Genomic DNA, 20216 nt, shown 5'->3' with positions numbered 1-20216 from the left:
AAGCGATTACGCCGTGATGTGATGCAACTCCGCCAGCGCTTCCAGCGCTTTTTCAAAGCAAAGCAGCGGAGCGCGTACGGTTCCCGCCCCCACCTGCCCAATTCCCGCTTCACGATGGGCAATACCGGTATTAATCAGCGGCGTGATCCCCGTTTCAACAACGCGGCGAATATCCAGCCCCAGGCAGGCACCCCTGAAATCCCAGGACGGAATCTGAAACAGCGGATTGCTGGACAGATAGATTTCAGCCATCTCTTCCGACGTTTCCAGCGCCGCCCCCATACCGCCTGCGCCGACAAAACGCGTTACGCCAGGCGCGGCAATCATTGCAGCGCCGCCGATCCCCAACGTTTCCGTGATGGCGCTGTCGCCAATATCCGGGTTCGCATCGGCCTGGCTGTAACCGGTAAAAAACAGCCCCTGCGGCGTATTCACCGGCGCGGTAAACCAACGGTCGCCGGTGCCGCTTACGCGAATACCAAAGTCGCGACCGTTACGCGTCATGGCCGTAACGACCGATCCGGCTTTAATTTCCGCCGCCGCATCCATCACCGCTTTACTGTAGGCCATCGCCAGGTTGAGGAAGAACTGGTCGGTGACACTGAGGAATTGCAGCACGTCAATGATTTCAGCCTTCGGACGATCCAGTCCGGCGATCACCGGCGACAACGTGCGCAGCAGCAAAGAAGAGGCGGCAATATTACGCTGGTGGAACTCATCCCCCATAGTGATCGCCTGCGCCATCAGCGCCGTCAGATCGACGCCGTTTTCCATCCGCGAGAGCGCTTCCTGCAACACCGGCGCCAGCACATCTCGCATCCAGCGCAGGCGTTTCTGGACGTCATCGCCGTAAGCGCCGAAACGCATCACTTTGCCGATCCCTTCATTAAGGTTGCAGCAGGACAAGTTGCCATGCACCACGTCACGCACCACCAGCACCGGCATACTGGCGGAGGTGATACCGCCCATCGGCCCTACCGCGCCCACATGATGACAAGGAATAAACGCCACCTCACCTTGTTCCAGCATGCGTACGGCCTCTTCCTCGCTGGCCGCCCAGCCTTCAAACAGCGACGCGCCGATACAGGCGCCGCGCATCGGGCCGGTCATCTCTTCCCAGGCGATCGGCGGGCCGGCGTGCAGTAATTTACGTCCAGACGCTAATTCGTCCACCGCGTCTTTCGCCGGGCGTACCGTAACCCAATATGGGCGCGCGGCTTTGATTCGTTCAATAATGGCTTCGTTGGCCTGTGCAATAGATGAATACATATCCGTACCTCTGAACTTAATGTAACTGTTTGAGTAGACTGGCGAGACGGGCGTTGCCACCGGCAACGGGCGCCCACTGATAATGCACAACCGGCGTACCGCTGCTTTGCAGATCCAGCGCGAAGCTGCGCAACCCGGCGTTGATGACCTGCACGCCATCAAGAAGCGCGCGATGTGCTTGCGGTATGCCGCGCTCCTGATGGCGTGTAAGACTGATGGCGAGCAGGACGGCTTCTTCCAGCGTTTCCACCACCGCAATCCCGGCCTCGCGAAGTTTTTCCGCCTGCCCGCTGCGCCCCTGCGGGTCGGCATCAGTACCGGTCAGGGTGACAATCACCACCAGCGGCGCGGCGCGTTTGGCGCGCACTTGCTCTATCGCCTCGACGACCGCTCCCGCCGGGTCGGCACAAGCGCCATAGCCCAGCACCACATCCAGCAGCAGCACGCCCACCGCCGGCATTGCAGTCAGTTTTTCGATTTCAATACTGCGGGTTGTTGGATCAATCATCGGATGGGGTCTGCCCAGGGTGTAACTGTCATCACCGAGGTCGACAATGCGATGGCCGCCAGCCTCCAGCATCACGCCCTGGTCGTGGCTTTCGCTGACGGGGACGCCCAGCCCGGCGGAGAGCAGCATGGCGGCTTCGGCTGCCAGCGTGCCCCCGGCGTACAGGCCATAAATACCTTTCCCTGCCACTTCCGGCTGAATCCGTCGCTGTTGCGCCACGCGCATCAGCAGCACCGCCAGCTGGGCGGCATCTGACAAGGAGTTCGCCAGCCAGACGTTACCTTCACGGCGCTGTTCCGGTTGACGCCCGAGGAACAACGCGACCACCGGTTTCCCCACGTTTTGCATTGCCGCAATGATGCGGGTTCGCACCTGCGGCGACGGCGGTTTGGAGACAAAAGCAATCACCCGCGTGGCGCCATCCGCGGTCAGCATGTCGAGCGCGGTTAGTGCGCTGATGCCGCCTACTTCCGCGCTCAGGTCGCGCCCGCCCAGACCTATCGCATGGCTGATTCCCTGCTGATGCAGCGCAATCTGCGACGTCACTTCCTGAATCCCCGTCCCCGATGCGCCAATTACGCCAATCCCGCCTTCAGGCAGTACGTTGGCAAACGCCAGCGGACTTCCGGCAATCATCGCCGTGCCGCAGTCAGGCCCCATCACAATCAGCCCCCGCTCGCGCGCCATTGTTTTCAGCTCGACTTCCTGTTCCAGCGGCACGTTATCGGAAAACAGCATCACGTTTTTATTCGCCAGCAGCCCCTCTCTGGCAACCGATGCGGCATATTCCCCGGCAACGGAAACTAACAGCAGATTGGCCTGGGGTAATTTTTGACATGCGCTCTCCCAGCGGCGCGCTTTGATCAACTGGTGCGAGCTGCCCGAGGCATTCGTCATCGCATTCAGTTCTTTCTCCAGTTGCTCACGAATCAAATCCAGAATGCCGGGCTGTTCGCCTTCGGTTCGCACCGCCACGCAAATATCGTTTGGCGTGGCATCGGCAAAATCGTCATGCCAGAACCCGGTTGAATCCAGCATCGACTTATTCGCTGGCGTGCCCATCATCACCGAGACCTGATCAACTTCCGGGCGTTCACTGAGTTTTCGGGAAATAATCATCAGGCTGACGGAGTCCTGAAAACTTCCCTTTTTAATAAAGGCGTAAATCATTACCGCTACCTCTTTATGTGCGTTTTTCTTTTAAAAACAACATGGCGAATAAACCGACAGCCAGCAGCGCGGCTGAAACATAGAAACTGGAAGCCAGACTTCCGGTGATATCACGCGCCGCGCCTGCAATAATGGGTGCCAGAATGGATGAACTCATGCCGATAAAATTAAATAAACCAAATGCCGTGCTGTAATTATTTTCATCGACGCTATCCGCCACCAGAGCGACCAGTACCGGGTCCAGCGCCAGTTTCCCGACAAGGCCATAAACGCACAGAGCGATAATGACGCCGGTCATATTTGGCATCCAGATAATTGACAGCATGCTGAGAATGGCAACGGGCACCAGGAACATAATTAATGGTTTACGCTTACCCAGTTTGTCAGACAAGCTGGAGAATAACAGCGCGCCAGGAATTGAAATCCACGCCACCAGCGAAGAAATAAATCCGGTTTCACTGCCCGCGATGCCACGTTCACTTTGCAGATAATAGGGAAGCCAGGTCAGAATAACGAAGAAACCAAACAGGCTACAGAACACCATAATATAGGTGATAATTAAATTACGGTTTTTCAGAAGGTCGCTGAAATTCCCTTTTTTTACCGGTTTGCCATCAGCTTCGGCCGTGCGCTTCTTCTCTTTCACAAACAACCAGATCGCAATCCCAACCAGCACGGAGGGGATCGCCATCGCGTAAAATGGCATACGCCACGAATACCCCTGGTCGTACACCAGCCAACTGGAGGTCATCAGGCCCAGCGCAATACCGAAGGCCATCCCGCTATTGATGATGGCGCTGCCCAGCGAGCGGTATTTTTTGGGGATCTGCTCGGAAGACAAGCCATACTGCGGGCCATAGTAAGTCCCTTCTCCCGCTCCCGTTACCACGCGGGCAAACAGCAGCGTATACCAGCTTTTCGCCCAACCGGTGACGGCGGTGAATACGCCAAAAAGAATAAACCCCGGCACCAGCACTTTCTTTTTGCCAATCTTATCGCCAAGAATTCCTGCCGGAACCTGAAGCAAAGCATAAGAAAAATAGAAAACTGAATTAAGAATACCTAATTGCGTACCACTTAAGCCAAATTCTTTTTCCAGTTCTCCCATTACCGGATTGAGTATCGTGCGGTCAGCGTACATAAAAATCCACCCTAACCAGAACAGGAAAACGGTGACCCACCAGGCCGGTATTCCTCTTTTATTCGTGACCTCAGTCACTTCATATGATCCAGACATAAGCAATCTCCCGGTAATATTTACCGCTGAACACCTCATGCTATCTGACATGATACGTGAGGTTTGATGTTTTAACTGAGGCTACCTTATCGGGGGAAAAATCCATTTCATTTGAACAAAATCACACAAAATCCATTTTTATAAATTCCTGGGAACTGACCGCTGCATTATTAAAAAAAGTCTAATAATCATTTTTAAAACAATTTAAATAAAAGAGATAAAAACGCTAAGGATTAGCGAGATATTTTTGTGGGTAAATGAGCTGTCGGTTACATCACATTATGAAAATAACAAGACGATATTTTTACCGCGAGATATTTCGCACAATGAGGTCATCATGAAAAAGAAAATCGTCATTGCCCTTGGCGGCAATGCGTTATTACAGCGCGGAGAAATTCTTAGCGCGGAAAATCAGCAGCGTAGCATTCAGGTATTCGCCAGAATGGCATCCGTACTGGCCCGAGATTATCAACTGGTGATTGTTCACGGCAACGGCCCGCAGGTGGGTCTGCTGGCGTTACAGAATGCGGCCTGTACAGACTCCCCCGCCTGGCCGCTGGATATTCTGGTCGCCGAAAGCCAGGGAATGATCGGTTTTGCTATCGCTCAGGAACTGGCGTCATACACTGGCGGCGCGCCCGTCACAACGCTGATGACCCGCGTGGCGGTCGATCCGCGGGATGACGCCTTTGCAACGCCCGGCAAGTATATCGGCCCGGTATATCAACCAGCGCAGCAGGCGGAGCTGGAAGCGCGCTACGGCTGGCTGATGAAAGCCGATGGCAACTATATTCGTCGGGTTGTTCCCTCTCCGACGCCATTAAAAATTCTCGACAGTGACGCAATACAAACGTTGATAGATGCCGGACATACGGTAATTTGCTGCGGTGGCGGCGGCATTCCGGTTATCGCACAAGACGAGGGATACCAGGGAGTCGAAGCGGTCATTGATAAAGATTTAACGGCCTCGGTGCTGGCGCAGTCTCTCCACGCCGATCATCTGTTGATCCTGACGGATGCGGACGCTGTGTATGAGAACTGGGGAACGCCACAGGCGCGCGCGCTGCGCCATGCAACGGTAGAAGAACTGGCGCCGTTTGCCGCCCCCGATGGTGCGATGGGCCCCAAAGCCGCAGCGGTGATGCAGTTTGTTAAACAGACCGGGAACACTGCGTTTATCGGCGCGCTAAAAGATGCGCCACAGATTCTGGCGGGGGAAAAAGGCACCTGTGTGACGCGGTAAACTTTTTTTGCCGGATGGCGACGCGAAAGCGTCTTATCCGGCCTACGGGAAGCATGGTTGCCAATCGTAATCGCCATCCGGCAAAAAAAATGGCTTCCCGAAGGAAGCCATTTTTACAATCAGCAGGCTGAATTACAGAACGTCAATCGCGTTCAGTTCTTTGAAAGCCTGTTCCAGACGCGCGATCATGGAAGTCTGGCCGGCACGCAGCCATACGCGCGGATCGTAGTATTTCTTGTTCGGCTGATCTTCGCCTTTCGGGTTGCCCAGCTGACCCTGAAGATACGCTTCGTTATCTTTGTAATACTTCAGAACACCTTCCCAGGTCGCCCATTGGGTATCGGTATCGATGTTCATTTTGATTACGCCGTAGCTTACGGAGTCTTTGATTTCCTGAGCGGTAGAACCGGAACCACCGTGGAATACGAAGTTCAGGCTGTTGTGCGGCAGGTTGTGTTTCTTAGAAACATATTCCTGAGAGTCGCGCAGGATGGTCGGGGTCAGAACCACGTTACCCGGTTTGTAAACACCGTGTACGTTACCGAAGGAAGCCGCGATGGTGAAACGCGGGCTGATTTTGCTCAGCTCAGTGTATGCGTAATCAACGTCTTCCGGCTGGGTGTACAGTGCAGAAGCGTCCATGTGGCTGTTGTCCACGCCGTCTTCTTCACCACCGGTGCAACCCAGTTCGATTTCCAGAGTCATGCCCATTTTGGCCATGCGCGCCAGGTATTTGGAGCAGATTTCGATGTTCTCTTCCAGAGACTCTTCAGACAGGTCGATCATGTGAGAAGAGAACAGCGGCTTACCGGTCGCAGCGAAATGTTTTTCACCCGCGTCCAGCAGACCGTCGATCCACGGCAGCAGTTTCTTCGCGCAGTGGTCGGTGTGCAGAATTACCGGAACACCGTAGTGTTCAGCCATCTGGTGAACGTGATGCGCGCCAGAGATAGCGCCCAGGATTGCCGAGCCCTGAGGAACGTCGGTTTTCACGCCTTTACCCGCGATAAAGGAAGCGCCACCGTTGGAGAACTGGACGATGACCGGCGCTTTAACTTTCGCAGCGGTTTCCAGAACGGCGTTGATGGAATCGGTGCCCACGCAGTTAACTGCTGGCAGAGCAAAGTTGTTTTCTTTTGCTACCTGGAACACTTTCTGTACGTCATCACCAGTAATTACGCCTGGTTTTACGAAATCAAAAATTTTAGACATGTTTCGTTGTCCTGTATCGTCGGGCCTTAGAAAAAACACGGGCCGCCCTGAATGTCAGCACGGCAATAAATCAACGGGCAGGAATCCCTGCCCGTAACGATTACTTCTTAGCGCGCTCTTCGAGCATTGCTACTGCTGGCAGCACTTTGCCTTCCACGAATTCGAGGAATGCGCCACCGCCAGTGGAGATGTAGGAGATTTTGTCAGCAATGCCGAACAGGTCGATTGCCGCCAGAGTGTCGCCGCCGCCTGCGATGGAGAACGCTTCGCTGTCTGCGATCGCGTTGGCAACAATTTCGGTGCCTTTACGGAAGTTCGGGAATTCGAACACGCCAACCGGGCCGTTCCACAGAATAGTTTTCGCATTCTTCAGGATGTCAGCCAGTTTCTCAGCGGAGGTATCGCCCAGGTCCAGAATCTGCTCGTCGTCTTTGATATCGTTAACAGATTTCAGGGTCGCGGTAGCGGTTTCGGAGAACTCGGTTGCTACGCGTACGTCAGTTGGAACCGGGATATCACAGGTGGTCAGCAGACGTTTCGCTTCGTCAACCAGGTCAGCTTCGTACAGGGATTTGCCCACATTGTGGCCCTGAGCGGCAACGAAGGTGTTTGCGATGCCGCCGCCAACGATCAGTTGGTCAGCGATTTTGGACAGGGAGTCCAGAACGGTCAGTTTGGTAGACACTTTAGAACCGCCAACGATAGCCACCATCGGGCGAGCCGGTTCTTTCAGCGCTTTACCCAGCGCATCCAGTTCTGCCGCCAGCAGCGGACCTGCGCAAGCGACGTCGGCGAATTTACCGATACCGTGGGTAGAAGCCTGAGCGCGGTGCGCAGTACCGAAAGCGTCCATCACGAATACGTCGCACAGCGCAGCGTATTTCTTAGACAGGGCTTCGTCGTCTTTCTTCTCGCCTTTGTTAAAGCGAACGTTTTCCAGAACCACCAGTTCACCAGCAGCCACTTCAACGCCGTCCAGGTAATCTTTTACCAGGCGAACCGGATTGGACAGTTTGTCTTTCAGGTAGTTAACAACCGGCAGCAGAGAGAATTCTTCGTTGTACTCGCCTTCGGTAGGACGACCCAGGTGGGAAGTAACCATCACTTTCGCACCCTGTTTCAGGGCCAGTTCGATGGTCGGCAGGGAAGCGCGAATACGCGCGTCGCTGGTTACTTTCCCTTCTTTAACTGGAACGTTCAGATCCGCACGGATAAAAACACGTTTACCAGCAAGATCCAGATCGGTCATCTTAATTACAGACATGGTGAATCCTCTCATTGATTCATAAAGTTTTGCAGACGTCATGCGCTTCATCCTTTTGAAGGATTTTGCGCATGGAATGTCCTACTTGAAACCAACTGCGGCCATCGCTAACGTCGTGTCGAGCATTCGGTTAGCAAAGCCCCATTCATTATCGCACCAGACCAATGTCTTGATCAGGTGGGCGCCACTGACCCGTGTCTGGGTGCCATCAACGATGGCGCTATGCGGGTCGTGGTTGAAATCTATCGAGACCAACGGCAATTCCGTATAGTCAACTATACCATGAAATGCCCCATGTGCTGCTTTTTGCAGCAACTGGTTGACTTCATTGGCTTTTACCGGCTTTTTCACCGTCACGCTTAAGTCGATCGCCGTCACATTTATGGTCGGTACGCGTACCGCAATCGCCTCAAAACGGTCGTTGAACTGCGGGAAAATTCGCGTAATGCCCGCCGCCAGTTTGGTATCAACCGGAATAATCGACTGGCTGGCGGCGCGGGTGCGTCGCAGATCGGAATGGTACGCGTCGATCACCTGCTGATCGTGCATAGCGGAGTGGATCGTCGTGACGGTTCCCGACTCAATGCCGTATGCATCATCTAACAATTTAATGACGGGGATGATGCAATTCGTGGTACAGGACGCATTCGATACGATGCGGTGTTCCGCACGCAATTGCTCCTGGTTCACGCCAAACACGACGGTGGCGTCAAGATCGTGGCTGCCGGGATGTGAAAAGAGCACTTTTTTCGCGCCAGCGGCAAGATGCGCCTCGCCGTGTTCACGATTACCGTACACGCCCGTGCAATCCAGCACGACATCAATACTCAGTTCGCGCCAGGGGAGCGCATCCAGCGTTCGCTCGTGCAAAATGCGAATCGTGTCGTCACCGACGATGAGCTGCTCGCGCTCCTGGCGAACATCCCATGCAAAACGTCCATGGCTGGTGTCATATTTCAACAAATGCGCCATGCCCGCAGCATCCGCAAGTTCGTTGATTGCCACCACGCTGATTTCCGCCCGGCGTCCTGATTCATACAAAGCACGAACCACGTTACGCCCGATGCGACCAAAGCCATTAATCGCTACGCGTACGGTCATAGGTCTCCTGCAAGGCTATCCCGATTCAGATGAGGCTGACAGAGTAATCCAGCAAATCGTCGAGGAAAACCTTACCTGTCGCAAACTGCGACTGATTGATTATTTGTCGAACATTTAATCGACTGAAACGCTTCAGCTAGAATAAGCGAAACGAGGAATAAAAGGAATGATTGTCCAGTCAAAGAAGCCAGTTATCTGACCTGCATCACACTTTCATCCCCTCTAGCGCCCAATTTATTCCATATTCCAGAATGGCGAATAAGCGTAGCAATATCTTTTCGTTGCCGCGTCACAAATCCTGATTTATATCAGGAAGTACGTGAGCCAGCGTCTATATTATCAGCGCTACGTCCGAGTCTCGGAGTCCCCAAACCATGACAATGCCGCCAGTTCCCTCATCTGCCGCACGCTTTTATGCGCTGCGCCTGCTTCCCGGCCAGGAAGTTTTTTCACAACTACACGCGTTCGTCCAACAGCACCAACTGCGCGCCGCGTGGATAGCCGGGTGTACCGGCAGCCTGACTGACGTCGCGCTGCGATTCGCCGGGCAAGAGGAAACCACCCTGCTCACCGGAACGTATGAGGTCATCTCCCTGAACGGCACGCTGGAACTCACTGGCGAACACCTTCATCTCTCTGTTTCCGACCCAAAAGGCGCAATGCTGGGCGGCCATATGATGGCAGGCTGTACCGTTCGCACCACGCTTGAGCTGGTCATCGGAGAGCTTAACGCGCTGGCGTTTAGCCGCCAGCCCTGCGCTGTTTCCGGTTATGAAGAACTGGTTATCTCACCCCGTTAACGTTTCACTCAGTAAGAGGTTTTCTATGGCGCGTCGCCAGTTTTCCAGCCAGTCCCTGGCTTTGATCGTGATTGCTATCGCCATCAATATGATCGGCGGACAGCTCATCAGCATGTTGAAGTTACCGGTTTTCCTCGACTCCATCGGGACGTTGATCAGCGCCGTCCTGCTCGGCCCGATTGTCGGCATGTTAACCGGGTTGCTCACCAACGTACTCTGGGGATTATTAACCGATCCCATCGCCGCCGCCTTTGCGCCGGTCGCGATGGTGATTGGTCTGGTCGCCGGTTGGCTGGCGCGTGCCGGATGGTTTCGCACCCTGCCAAAAGTGGTGGCCAGCGGCGTGGTGATTACGCTGGCGGTCACAGTTGTCGCCGTGCCGCTGCGAACCACGCTGTTTGGCGGTGTGACCGGAAGCGGCGCCGACCTGTTTGTCGCCTGGATGCACTCTGTCGGTCAGAACCTGGTGGAGTCCGTTGCGATTACCGTCCTGGGGGCGAATCTGGTCGATAAAATCCTGACCGCGATTATCGTCTGGGTGCTGTTGCGCCAGTTGCCATTACGCACCACGCGCCATTTCCCAACGATGTCGCCCGTGCGCTAATGCACCCTTTTACCTCGTTAACGCTCTGGGCGCTGGCCGCCTGCACCACGCTGCTGCTTCCTGCCGGCATGGCGCTCACGCTGTACAGCGCGGCGACGTTTCTCTGTTTACTGGGGATAAGCGCCACGCGCCCGCGGGCGAAATATGTCGCGTGGCTGATGTTTTCTCTGGGATTCGGCCTATGGCTGGTACACGGAGGCTGGCTGACCGAGTGGATCAGCGGCCAGCCGCGCGATCCGCAACGCTGGCAACACGCCGTCACGCTCTGGCTACGGATTCTGGCGATAGTCTCCACCTCACAGTTGTGGATGCAGTACGTGCCGGTTCGCCAGTTTATTCGCGCCCTGTTCGCCTCACGCCTGCCGCCGGGCATCGCCTACCTGTTTGCCGGCCCACTGCTGGTTGTCGAACAGCTAAAACGCCAGCTGTCGATCATTCATGAAGCCCAGCGCGCCCGCGGCGTGCCGCTGGACGAACGTTGGTATCAGCGACTTCGCGCCATGCCTGCACTTATCGTTCCGTTAACGCACAATGCGCTCAACGATCTGGCGGTTCGCGGCGCGGCATTGGATATGCGGGCGTTTCGTTTACATCGCCGTCGCACCACATTGTGGGCGCCGGAGGACAGCGCCCGGCAACGGGTCGCACGCTACAGCATGATACTGGCGATGCTGGTCGAAACCGGAGTGTGGATATGGTTACGCTAGAGCAGTTCCGTTATCACCCGACACATGCGACGCGCGCCCCGCTGTGCTTCGATTTTCATTACGACACGCCCGGTATCGTGGCGATTTTTGGCAATAACGGCAGCGGAAAAAGTACGCTGGCGCAGTTAATGGCGGGCTGGTTTCCCGATTTTCTTCCCGGCACGATCGACGGCAAAGGCGAACTGTTATGCACGCCCATAGGGCAGCGCTCCCTGGCGGAACACGCGCAAACCATCCAGCTTGTCCAGCAGTCGCCCTGGCTGCAACTTTCCGGCTGTACCTTCAGCGTGGAGGAAGAGATCGCGTTCGGCCCGGAAAACCTTGCGCTCAGCGAGGCGGAGATCCTGCGTCGCGTTGATGCCGCGCTCTCGCTGACGGAATGCCAGCCATTGCGCCATCGCCACCCGGGTACGCTTTCCGGCGGGGAAACCCAGCGCGTGGTGATTGCCAGCGCACTCGCTATGCAGCCGAAACTGTTGATTCTTGATGAAGCGTTCAGCCGTTTAACAGCTCAGGCCACGGCGCTGCTGCTGACGCGTTTACAGGACTGGGCGCATACGCAACAGGCGTTAATCATTCTTTTTGAGCGTGACCCCGCCCCCTTTCTCGCCTATTGCGATCGCACATGGCAGTTGCACAACGAAGGATTATCTTTACGATGCTGACGCTAGAACAGGTGACTTTTCGCTGGCCGGGCGCCGCTACTCCCTGCCTTCACGATATCTCACTGACGCTGAACGCAGGGGAATGGCTGGCGCTGACCGGTGATAACGGCGCGGGGAAATCGACGCTTCTGCGCATCATGGCTGGCTTACTCACTCCGTCATCCGGCGACGTGCTGCTTCAGGGAACGCCGATTGCGCAACGCAAAAACCGCGAACGCGCGCAGATTCTCGGCGTGCTGTTTCAGGAAGCGGAAAACCAGCTTTTTCACAGTAATGTCGCCGAAGAGGTCGCTTTTGGCTTGCGGCTACAAAAGTTGCCGCCGACCGAAATTGCGCAACGCACCGCTACGGCGCTGAAATTATGCGCTCTGGAAGAGGTCGCGGATATGCATCCGTTAGATCTTCATACGGCGCAACGCCGTATGGTCGCCGTTGCCAGTCTTGACGTCATGAGACCAGCAATTCTGATGCTTGATGAACCCAGCCGGGATTTTGACGCCCACTGGCTGGCAATCTTTGAAAACTGGCTCGCGGTTTGCCGACAACGGGGAACCAGCGTGGTGGCGATCAGTCATGACACCGCCTTTACGCAGCGCCATTTTTCCAGGGTGGTTCGTCTGCATAACGGGGCCATTACTGAGGCTCGTCAGGCAACGCCTGCGCAAGACGATACTCGCCCTTTGCCGTCATCTCTAACGTAAGACTCGCAGGTAAGCTGTTTTCCAGCACCCGACAAACGTTAGGCCCGTCGGTACGGTCAAAAAATATCTGCGCCTGCTCTTCTCTCAGTCCTCCTGCCTGTTTACGTGCGATTAAACGTCCGCGTAGCACATCGGCAGGCGCGCGGATAAACAGTGAATAATCGCAATACTGCCGTAGCTCGCGCCAGGACGGCGCGTTATACAACAGCCAGTTTCCTTCAATAATAACGACAGGCGCCGTCACCTGAATGGCATTTTCGACAGGGTCATGCAGCTGGCGATCATATTGAGGCCAGGTTGCATTCTGCTCATGGAGCTGACGTAAATTACTCGCCAGTTTTTCAACGTTAAAGGTTTCAGGCGCACCTTTAGCGGCGCGCAGTTCATGCTCATCCAGCCAGCGATTATAATGATGGAAGCCATCCATCGGCAGCGTCTGGATCGTCGGTAATTCTGGATCGTTACGCGACAGATATTCCCAGAAGGTGGTGAGCGTTGACTTTCCTGTTCCTGGCGGGGCGCTCAGAAAAATAACGGTGCGGCGCTCAGGTGTTTTCGCGTTTAATGTTGCCAGATGCCGTAACAGCGGTTTATGGACATTTTCTACTTCATCGTCATCATACCAGGCGTCAGTCATCAGCCCATTAATCTGGAGCGATATTTTCACGGTGTTAATTCCCTTAATATCGTCGTTACCGCTAAAGCCAGCCCGGTTTTGATCATGGTGACAAAACGTATTTCTGAATAGATGGCGAAATCGGCAAACTTCATTGATTTCAACGAATTGTAGAGTGTGGCATTCGTCGTTATGCTATTGACGTTACTCATAAAATCCCAGGTGATATCATCAGAAAAACGGGGGATTTCACGCTGTTCACGTAAATACTGATAAAACTGAGAAAAGTGAATCACATCGGCATACAGCCATTTATCCATTTTTCCCAACGCATAAATCAAACGTATTGCCACATCAATGTCATCAAGCGGGCCGCTTTGAGCCAGTAACGGCTTCACTGCATATTCGACGATTTCTTCATCGTTATTGACGAATAATGACGGCAGAAAATTTTTGATGGCCTGCAACAGGATGTCATTTGCGGTTGCCATAAACGAAAGTAAATTATCCTGAGCGTCCAGTTGCTCAAGTACATCATCTTCTGTCAACGTCGTCATGCGTTTCTCGATAAATCACCAGCAATGCAGAGAGTCTATTATATTACACGTTCGATCGATGCCGCCGATCAGTAATGTTTGCGTACTGACGCCATTTTCCGTTTTCTGCACGCCATGTAACAGATCGCCTCCCGTTACGCCCGTTGCTGAAAACAGAATATCCTGGCTTCCCACAAGTTCATCCAGCGTATAAACCCGGTTCACCGCGACACCCATTTGCTTACAGCGACGTAACTCATCGTTCGCGATCAATCGGTGTTCCGCCGTTTCACCTTTCGCCTGACAAAAGTCAATCAACTCAGCCTGCATATCACCATCAAGCGCCTTCACGGCGCAGGCTGATATCACCCCTTCCGGCGCGCCACCAATAGCGTACATCACATCGAACGGATGATGTTGCTGGCAGGTTAATACGCTGGCGGCGACATCGCCATCCGGCAAGGCAAACACCTTGACGCCAAGCTGCGCGGCCTGCTGAATAACCGCCTGATGGCGCGGTTTATCCAGCGTCGCCATACGCAACGACGTGAGCGGCTTATTCAGCGCAGCGGCAATATTACGCAGGTTCTCTTCCAGCGATAACGCGAGGTTAATCGCCCCTTTTGCCTGACGGTTAACCACCAGTTTGCGCATATACATGTCAGGCGCATGCAGCAGGCTCCCCTGCGGCGCCAACGCCATCACGGACAACGCATTATTCTGCCCCATCGCCACCATGCGCGTTCCCTCAATCGGGTCGACGGCGATATCCACGCTCGGCCCTGTCCCGGTTCCGACCTCTTCACCGATATACAACATCGGTGCATGGTCGATTTCGCCTTCGCCGATAACAATTTTGCCCCGCATGGCGACTTCATTTAATGACTGACGCATGGCTGTCACCGCCAGTCCATCGATTTTGTTTTTATCGCCGCATCCGGTTTGCGGCCAGGCAGCAAGCGCTGCCTGTTCCGTAATCCGAAAAAGCGGCCACGCCAGAGACATCATGCCGCCGCCTCCCCAATATCTACGCCAAACTGCGCCAGCAAATATCTCTCCGCGTTTTCATTCCAGATGCCGTGCGTCTCTTCAACCAGACGCGCCAGCGCTTTGAATAACGGGTCGGTTTTTCCTTTTTCGGCAAAATCGGCGATAGCGGTCAGCGGCATGGTCACGCCGTTATAAATGAGTTTTTTCCCTCCCGGAATATTGGGCAGGTTAAGCACCGTTTCCGGGACGGCATCCAGCCCACCAATGTGCGTTACCATAAACGAAGGCTGTAATTGCCCTGTGGCGCTTAACGCAATGGCCTCTTTCATGTCATCGGTCGAACCGCCGGACGTTCCCACAACATGGGTACTGTTGTAATGCACGTTATAGAAGTTAAACGGAACCTTAAAATCTTTATCCGTTGGGCCCGCGAAAAAGTTCAGACAACCGTCTTCAGCCAGCAGTGTATCGGCCATTTCCACCACCGCCGGGACGGCGGCATAAACGAAAACGTCATCGAAACCCGCATCTTCCGTTAGCGCACGCAGTTTTGCCGTCGGGTTTTCCATGCCGCAGGTATTCACATAAACAAGCTCAATCCCCTTCGCCGCCGCCAGCTCGACCGGCAGCAGTTTTTTCGCTTGTGACAGACGGGCTTCATCAATATCGACCACCACCACTCGCGAAGGCTGGATACCACCGTTGATGGCATAATCAATGGCGCCGATCCCCATCGGCCCGGCACACGCCAGAAGCGCAATATTACCGCCAGGTTTCACCCCCATGCGGTGCTCATAAACATAAGGCGTCGTGTGGTAGTTCGCATTGTATGCGCCGATAATACAGCACATGGGTTCTGCCAGTGACGCCGCCGCGAAATAAGAGCCGTGATACGGTAAAACACAGCCGAGGTTAATCGCCAGCTCAGGAATAATCATATACGTCGCATTGCCGCCAAAATATTCATAGCTATATCCCGCTGAATATCCGCTGGGCAACCCCATCGCCGGTTGCAACACAAAACGTTGTCCCTTTTTATATTTATCGGTCAGGTTTTTCCCCACCTCAACAATAATACCTGCGCACTCATGACCAGTAATAACCGGGTGATTCTCTAAGTCATCAGGCACACGTTTATGCTCGCTACCTAACGTGGCGGCTTTCCATGTCGATAAACATACGCTGTCTGATATTACACTCACTAACAGTTCATTATCTGTAATTTCAGGCAATTCAAACTCGCGGATGCGAACATCCTGCTTACCATAAATAGCAGCGACTTTGGTCTTCATAGTTACTCCGAAAAATTGATGATGCTAATCCGCGATGAGTTTTTTAAATAATTCATCCAGCAGTGGGTCACCGATGTAATTTTTAATTAACACCGTGGGCTTATTACTCACACGCTTAACGCGGCCCTCAAGGCTGGCATGCGTCACGATAATATCGGCGTCATCAGGAACATTTTCGATAGCATGATGAGCCACCGCAATCACCAGACCGGCTTTCTCCAGACGCTTACGGAATGTCGTTGCCCCCATCGCGCTGGAACCCATTCCGGCATCGCAAACAAAAGCGATACGTTTAATATTCTTATAAGAAAATGCGCCTTCCTGTTTCATTGCCTTCACGGCTTTCGCAGACTCTGCGAAATGGTCTCCTTCATTCTCCGTTTCAACGCTCTTTTCCATTTTCAGGATGATCGAAGTCACGATGAAGGTCACCAGCGTTCCCGCCGTTACACCCGCGATCGTAGCCAGGAAAGATCCTTTCGGCGTCAGCGCAAGGTACGCGAAAATCGAACCCGGACTTGGGCCTGCAACCAGTCCGCCGCCTAACAGATTAAACACCCAGGTTCCCGTCATCCCGCCAGCGATCATCGCAATCAGCGTTAACGGTTTCATCAGTACATACGGGAAGTACAGCTCGTGAATCCCCCCCAGGAAGTGGATGATCATCGCTCCCGGCGCGGACTTTTTGCTCATACCACTGCCAAAGAAGGTAAAGCCCAGCAGCAGCCCTAATCCCGGGCCAGGGTTAGAGGCCACCATGAAGAAAATCGATTTCCCCGTCTCCGACGCCTGTTGCATCCCCAACGGGTAATAGACGCCCTGATCAATCGCGTTATTCAGAAAGAGAATTTTCGCGGGTTCGTTAATAAGCGACAGCAGCGGCAGATAACCGGCATGCACCAGCGATTCAATACACTCTTTCACAAAATTATTCGCGATGAGCACTGCCGGGCCAATCACCTCAAACCCCAGCAGGCACAGGAGCATCCCGGCAATACCCAGAGAGAAGTTATTAATCACCATCTCAAAGCCAGCGGGAATACGCTTGTCCAGCAGTCGGTCGATATGTTTAATCACCAGTCCACCAAGTGGCCCCATGATCATTGAGCCGAGGAACATAGGAATATCCGCGCCGATAATGACGCCAATCGTACCAATTCCCCCCATCACCGCGCCTCGTTTCCCGCCCACCAGATGGCCGCCAGTAGAACCGATCATTACTGGCAGCAAATAGGTGATCATAGGGCCAACTATTTTGGCGAAATGTTCATTCGGTAGCCAACCGGTTGGAATAAATAAGGCAGTAATAAACCCCCAGGCAATAAATGCGCCGATATTGGGAATGACCATTGCAGTCAAAAAGCCCCCAAAAGCCTGGACCTTTGCACGAGCAGACTTGTGTTCCATAATAATATCCTGTAGAGGAGAAATTAATTATGCGCGAGCAATAATATCCGCTAGCTGTTTTTCAGATGTCGCTGTTAACAACTCAGTAAGAATTTCATCTTCACATAATAATTCACTTAACACCTGAATAGCGCCAATGTGAGAGTCCGCATCTGCGGCGGATAAGCCGATTAATAGTTTGATCGGATCATCTTCTGTAAACTTCACTTCTTGCCGGAGGAGTGTTAACGACATCCCCGTTTTTAAAGCACCACATTCAGGACGCGCATGCGGCATTGCGACGCCTGGAGCCAGAATATAATAAGGTCCATTGGTTAATGTGGACTCTTTAATGGCCTGAATATACCGTGAGTTAACATAATCATGAGAAAGCAGAGAGGACATGGAAAAATCAATTGCTTCGCGCCAGTCAGTCGCTGCATTTTTTATTGCTATTGACGATTCAGGGAAATAATCAATCAGCCGCATAAATTATCCTTATTTATATAGGGTACTGCTTATCGTTAAAAACAAAATACTCGCGCGGCAAAGCGAAATCAATCGAGGGGAAAAATGCGAAGAAGGAGAAAGTGTTTTTTTAGAACTCAATAAAAACAGACAGTTAAAAACATAAAAATAAAAAGCAACTGTATTTATGTGTTATTCATCACAATTACATCAAATCACTAAATATCAAATATGTGAATTAGATCATATATGGCCACTTGTCTGAACGAAATTATTTATAATCCCTTTATAAAAAACGGGCCGCCTGAGCGACCCGTTCGGAGTTGTATCGTGATTACAGCAGTTCTTTTGCTTTCGCGACAACGTTATCAACGGTAAAGCCGAACTCTTCGAACAGCAGCTCAGCAGGCGCAGACTCACCGAAGGTGGTCATGCCGACGATAGCGCCATTCAGGCCCACGTATTTGAACCAGTAGTCAGCGATACCCGCTTCCACTGCCACGCGAGCGGAAACCGCTTTCGGCAGTACGGCTTCACGGTAAGCGGCATCCTGCTTGTCGAACGCGTCGGTAGACGGCATGGAGACCACGCGCGCTTTCACGCCTTCGGCAGACAGTTTGTCCCATGCGGCAACGGCCAGCTCAACTTCAGAACCGGTTGCGATGAAGATCAGTTCCGGCTGACCGGCGCAATCTTTCAGCACATAACCACCGCGCGCGATGTTCGCCAGCTGCTCTTCGGTACGTTCCTGCTGCGCCAGATTCTGACGGGAGAGGATCAGCGCGGTCGGGCCGTCCTGACGCTCAACGCCGTATTTCCACGCCACTGCGGATTCAACCTGGTCACACGGACGCCAGGTGCTCATGTTCGGCGTTACGCGCAGAGAAGCCACCTGCTCTACCGGCTGGTGAGTCGGGCCATCTTCGCCCAGACCGATGGAGTCGTGGGTGTAGACCATCACCTGACGCTGTTTCATCAGCGCAGCCATACGCACCGCGTTACGGGCATATTCCACGAACATCAGGAAGGTAGAGGTGTACGGCAGGAAACCACCGTGCAGGGAGATGCCGTTAGCGATGGCGGTCATACCGAACTCGCGCACGCCGTAATGGATGTAGTTACCCGCAGCATCTTCGTTGATGGCTTTAGAACCCGACCACAGGGTCAGGTTGCTTGGCGCCAGGTCAGCGGAACCGCCGAGGAACTCAGGCAGCAGCGGCCCAAACGCTTCAATCGCATTCTGAGACGCTTTACGGCTGGCGATTTTCGCCGGATTAGCCTGCAACTTAGCGATAAATTCATTCGCTTTCGCATCGAAGTCAGACGGCATTTCGCCTTTCATACGACGGGTAAATTCAGCGGCTTCCTGCGGGAAGGCTTTTGCATAGGCGGCGAATTTCTCATTCCAGGCCGCTTCTTTTGCCTGACCGGCTTCTTTCGCATCCCACTGCGCATAGATTTCAGACGGGATTTCGAACGGCGCGTATTTCCAGCCCAGCTGTTCGCGGGTCAGTGCGATTTCAGCATCGCCCAGCGGCGCGCCGTGAGAGTCGTGCGTACCCGCTTTGTTCGGGGAACCGAAACCGATGATGGTTTTGCACATCAGCAGGGACGGTTTGTCAGTAACAGCGCGCGCTTCTTCAACCGCGCGTTTAATCGCTTCAGCATCGTGACCGTCGATACCGCGCACAACGTGCCAGCCGTAGGCTTCGAAACGTTTAGCGGTGTCATCAGTGAACCAGCCTTCAACGTGGCCATCGATAGAGATACCGTTGTCATCGTAGAACGCGATCAGTTTGCCCAGCTTCAGCGTTCCTGCCAGAGAGCAGACTTCATGGGAGATACCTTCCATCATGCAGCCATCGCCCATGAAGGCATAGGTGAAGTGATCCACGATATCGTGGCCTGGACGGTTGAACTGCGCCGCCAGTGTTTTTTCCGCAATCGCCATACCGACCGCGTTCGCAATCCCCTGGCCCAGCGGGCCGGTGGTGGTTTCAACACCTGCGGTGTAACCCACTTCCGGGTGCCCCGGCGTTTTGGAGTGCAACTGACGGAAGTTTTGCAGCTCAGACATCGGCAGGTCATAGCCGGTGAGGTGCAGCAGGCTGTAGATCAGCATGGAGCCGTGGCCGTTAGACAGCACGAAGCGGTCACGGTCAGCCCAGGAAGGGTTCTGCGGGTTGTGGTTCAGGAAATCACGCCACAGGACTTCGGCAATGTCAGCCATACCCATAGGGGCACCCGGGTGACCGGATTTGGCTTTCTGTACTGCGTCCATGCTCAGCGCACGAATAGCATTGGCAAGCTCTTTACGTGAGGACATTTTGACTCCAGATCGGATGATGAAGGCCATGCCCTTAACGACTTGACGACAGCGCGTTTTGGGCTACGCCGGAAAAAAGTGCCAACAATGTAACCCAAGCCGCGAGCCATGTACATGGAGC

Annotated in this window: 19 protein-coding genes; 6 read left to right on the top strand and 13 right to left on the bottom strand. The window is 53.8% G+C overall.

The window, feature by feature from the left end:
• Nucleotides 1-6: 6 nt before the first annotated feature.
• Genes OGV83_RS17435 through OGV83_RS17425 form a run of 3 tightly spaced genes read right to left on the bottom strand, consistent with a single transcriptional unit; the run spans nt 7 to nt 4184 of the window.
• The gene (locus OGV83_RS17435) at nt 7-1269 is read right to left on the bottom strand and encodes a YlbE family protein (protein ID WP_286464168.1); all 1263 of its coding nucleotides are present in this window, start codon (nt 1267-1269) and stop codon (nt 7-9) included.
• 16 nt (nt 1270-1285) lie between these two features.
• The gene (locus OGV83_RS17430) at nt 1286-2947 is read right to left on the bottom strand and encodes an acyl-CoA synthetase FdrA (RefSeq protein ID WP_286464166.1); all 1662 of its coding nucleotides are present in this window, start codon (nt 2945-2947) and stop codon (nt 1286-1288) included.
• 13 nt (nt 2948-2960) lie between these two features.
• Nucleotides 2961-4184 (bottom strand): MFS transporter, encoded by a 1224-nt coding sequence (locus OGV83_RS17425; protein WP_012135031.1) that lies wholly within the window; start codon nt 4182-4184, stop codon nt 2961-2963.
• Nucleotides 4185-4521: 337 nt separating this feature from the next.
• Here OGV83_RS17425 and OGV83_RS17420 point away from each other — a divergent pair, with 337 nt between their 5' ends.
• On the top strand, nt 4522-5427 hold the full coding sequence (locus OGV83_RS17420) for a carbamate kinase (protein ID WP_049008832.1): 906 nt from the start codon (nt 4522-4524) through the stop codon (nt 5425-5427).
• A 132-nt stretch (nt 5428-5559) separates the two neighbouring features.
• Here the strand turns inward: OGV83_RS17420 and fbaA are convergent, their stop codons facing one another.
• The 3 genes from fbaA to epd form a co-directional block, all read right to left on the bottom strand.
• Nucleotides 5560-6639, bottom strand: a complete 1080-nt coding sequence (fbaA, locus tag OGV83_RS17415) for a class II fructose-bisphosphate aldolase (protein ID WP_012135034.1) — start codon at nt 6637-6639, stop codon at nt 5560-5562.
• Between the two features lie 100 nt (nt 6640-6739).
• Nucleotides 6740-7903 (bottom strand): phosphoglycerate kinase, encoded by a 1164-nt coding sequence (gene pgk / locus OGV83_RS17410; protein ID WP_024130932.1) that lies wholly within the window; start codon nt 7901-7903, stop codon nt 6740-6742.
• A gap of 81 nt (nt 7904-7984) precedes the next feature.
• A complete protein-coding gene (gene epd, locus OGV83_RS17405) occupies nt 7985-9004 on the bottom strand; it encodes an erythrose-4-phosphate dehydrogenase (protein ID WP_012135037.1) in 1020 nt (339 codons plus the stop codon).
• A 374-nt stretch (nt 9005-9378) separates the two neighbouring features.
• Here epd and OGV83_RS17400 point away from each other — a divergent pair, with 374 nt between their 5' ends.
• Genes OGV83_RS17400 through OGV83_RS17380 form a run of 5 tightly spaced genes read left to right on the top strand, consistent with a single transcriptional unit; the run spans nt 9379 to nt 12481 of the window.
• A complete protein-coding gene (locus OGV83_RS17400) occupies nt 9379-9804 on the top strand; it encodes a PPC domain-containing DNA-binding protein (RefSeq protein ID WP_012135038.1) in 426 nt (141 codons plus the stop codon).
• Nucleotides 9805-9829: 25 nt separating this feature from the next.
• Nucleotides 9830-10408, top strand: coding sequence for an ECF transporter S component (locus OGV83_RS17395; protein WP_012135039.1), 579 nt, complete (start codon nt 9830-9832; stop codon nt 10406-10408).
• The gene (locus OGV83_RS17390; RefSeq protein WP_012135040.1) at nt 10408-11115 is read left to right on the top strand and encodes an energy-coupling factor transporter transmembrane component T; all 708 of its coding nucleotides are present in this window, start codon (nt 10408-10410) and stop codon (nt 11113-11115) included. The genes OGV83_RS17395 and OGV83_RS17390 overlap by 1 nt, the downstream gene beginning before the upstream one ends.
• Nucleotides 11103-11780 carry an energy-coupling factor ABC transporter ATP-binding protein gene (locus OGV83_RS17385; RefSeq protein ID WP_058668070.1) on the top strand — a complete coding sequence of 226 codons (678 nt, stop codon included), beginning with the start codon at nt 11103-11105 and terminating at the stop codon, nt 11778-11780. Before OGV83_RS17390 ends, OGV83_RS17385 begins: the two co-directional genes overlap by 13 nt.
• The gene (locus OGV83_RS17380) at nt 11774-12481 is read left to right on the top strand and encodes an ABC transporter ATP-binding protein (protein WP_286464164.1); all 708 of its coding nucleotides are present in this window, start codon (nt 11774-11776) and stop codon (nt 12479-12481) included. Before OGV83_RS17385 ends, OGV83_RS17380 begins: the two co-directional genes overlap by 7 nt.
• Here OGV83_RS17380 and OGV83_RS17375 read toward each other — a convergent pair.
• The 7 genes from OGV83_RS17375 to tkt all read right to left on the bottom strand — a co-directional run bounded on the left by OGV83_RS17375 (nt 12414) and on the right by tkt (nt 20095).
• A complete protein-coding gene (locus OGV83_RS17375; RefSeq protein WP_286464162.1) occupies nt 12414-13148 on the bottom strand; it encodes a nucleoside/nucleotide kinase family protein in 735 nt (244 codons plus the stop codon). The two genes, OGV83_RS17380 and OGV83_RS17375, sit on opposite strands and share 68 nt — an antisense overlap.
• Complete coding sequence (locus OGV83_RS17370) at nt 13145-13654, bottom strand: MltR family transcriptional regulator (protein WP_047461374.1); 510 nt, start codon at nt 13652-13654, stop codon at nt 13145-13147. The genes OGV83_RS17375 and OGV83_RS17370 overlap by 4 nt, the downstream gene beginning before the upstream one ends.
• Before the next feature lie 15 nt (nt 13655-13669).
• Nucleotides 13670-14641 carry a class II fructose-bisphosphatase gene (gene glpX, locus OGV83_RS17365; RefSeq protein ID WP_012135045.1) on the bottom strand — a complete coding sequence of 324 codons (972 nt, stop codon included), beginning with the start codon at nt 14639-14641 and terminating at the stop codon, nt 13670-13672.
• Nucleotides 14638-15915, bottom strand: coding sequence for a zinc-binding dehydrogenase (locus OGV83_RS17360; protein WP_012135046.1), 1278 nt, complete (start codon nt 15913-15915; stop codon nt 14638-14640). Before OGV83_RS17360 ends, glpX begins: the two co-directional genes overlap by 4 nt.
• 24 nt (nt 15916-15939) lie before the next feature.
• The gene (locus OGV83_RS17355) at nt 15940-17322 is read right to left on the bottom strand and encodes a PTS mannitol transporter subunit IIBC (protein WP_286464160.1); all 1383 of its coding nucleotides are present in this window, start codon (nt 17320-17322) and stop codon (nt 15940-15942) included.
• Between the two features lie 27 nt (nt 17323-17349).
• A complete protein-coding gene (cmtB, locus tag OGV83_RS17350) occupies nt 17350-17790 on the bottom strand; it encodes a PTS mannitol transporter subunit IIA (protein ID WP_200029706.1) in 441 nt (146 codons plus the stop codon).
• Nucleotides 17791-18103: 313 nt separating this feature from the next.
• A complete protein-coding gene (tkt, locus tag OGV83_RS17345) occupies nt 18104-20095 on the bottom strand; it encodes a transketolase (RefSeq protein WP_024130933.1) in 1992 nt (663 codons plus the stop codon).
• Nucleotides 20096-20216 lie beyond the last annotated feature (121 nt).

It is taken from the genome of Citrobacter sp. CK189 (genome assembly GCF_030333505.1).
Taxonomy (GTDB): domain Bacteria; phylum Pseudomonadota; class Gammaproteobacteria; order Enterobacterales; family Enterobacteriaceae; genus Citrobacter_B; species Citrobacter_B koseri.
Note: the sequence above shows the minus strand (reverse complement) of the source record. Positions and strands in the feature narration are given on the sequence as shown.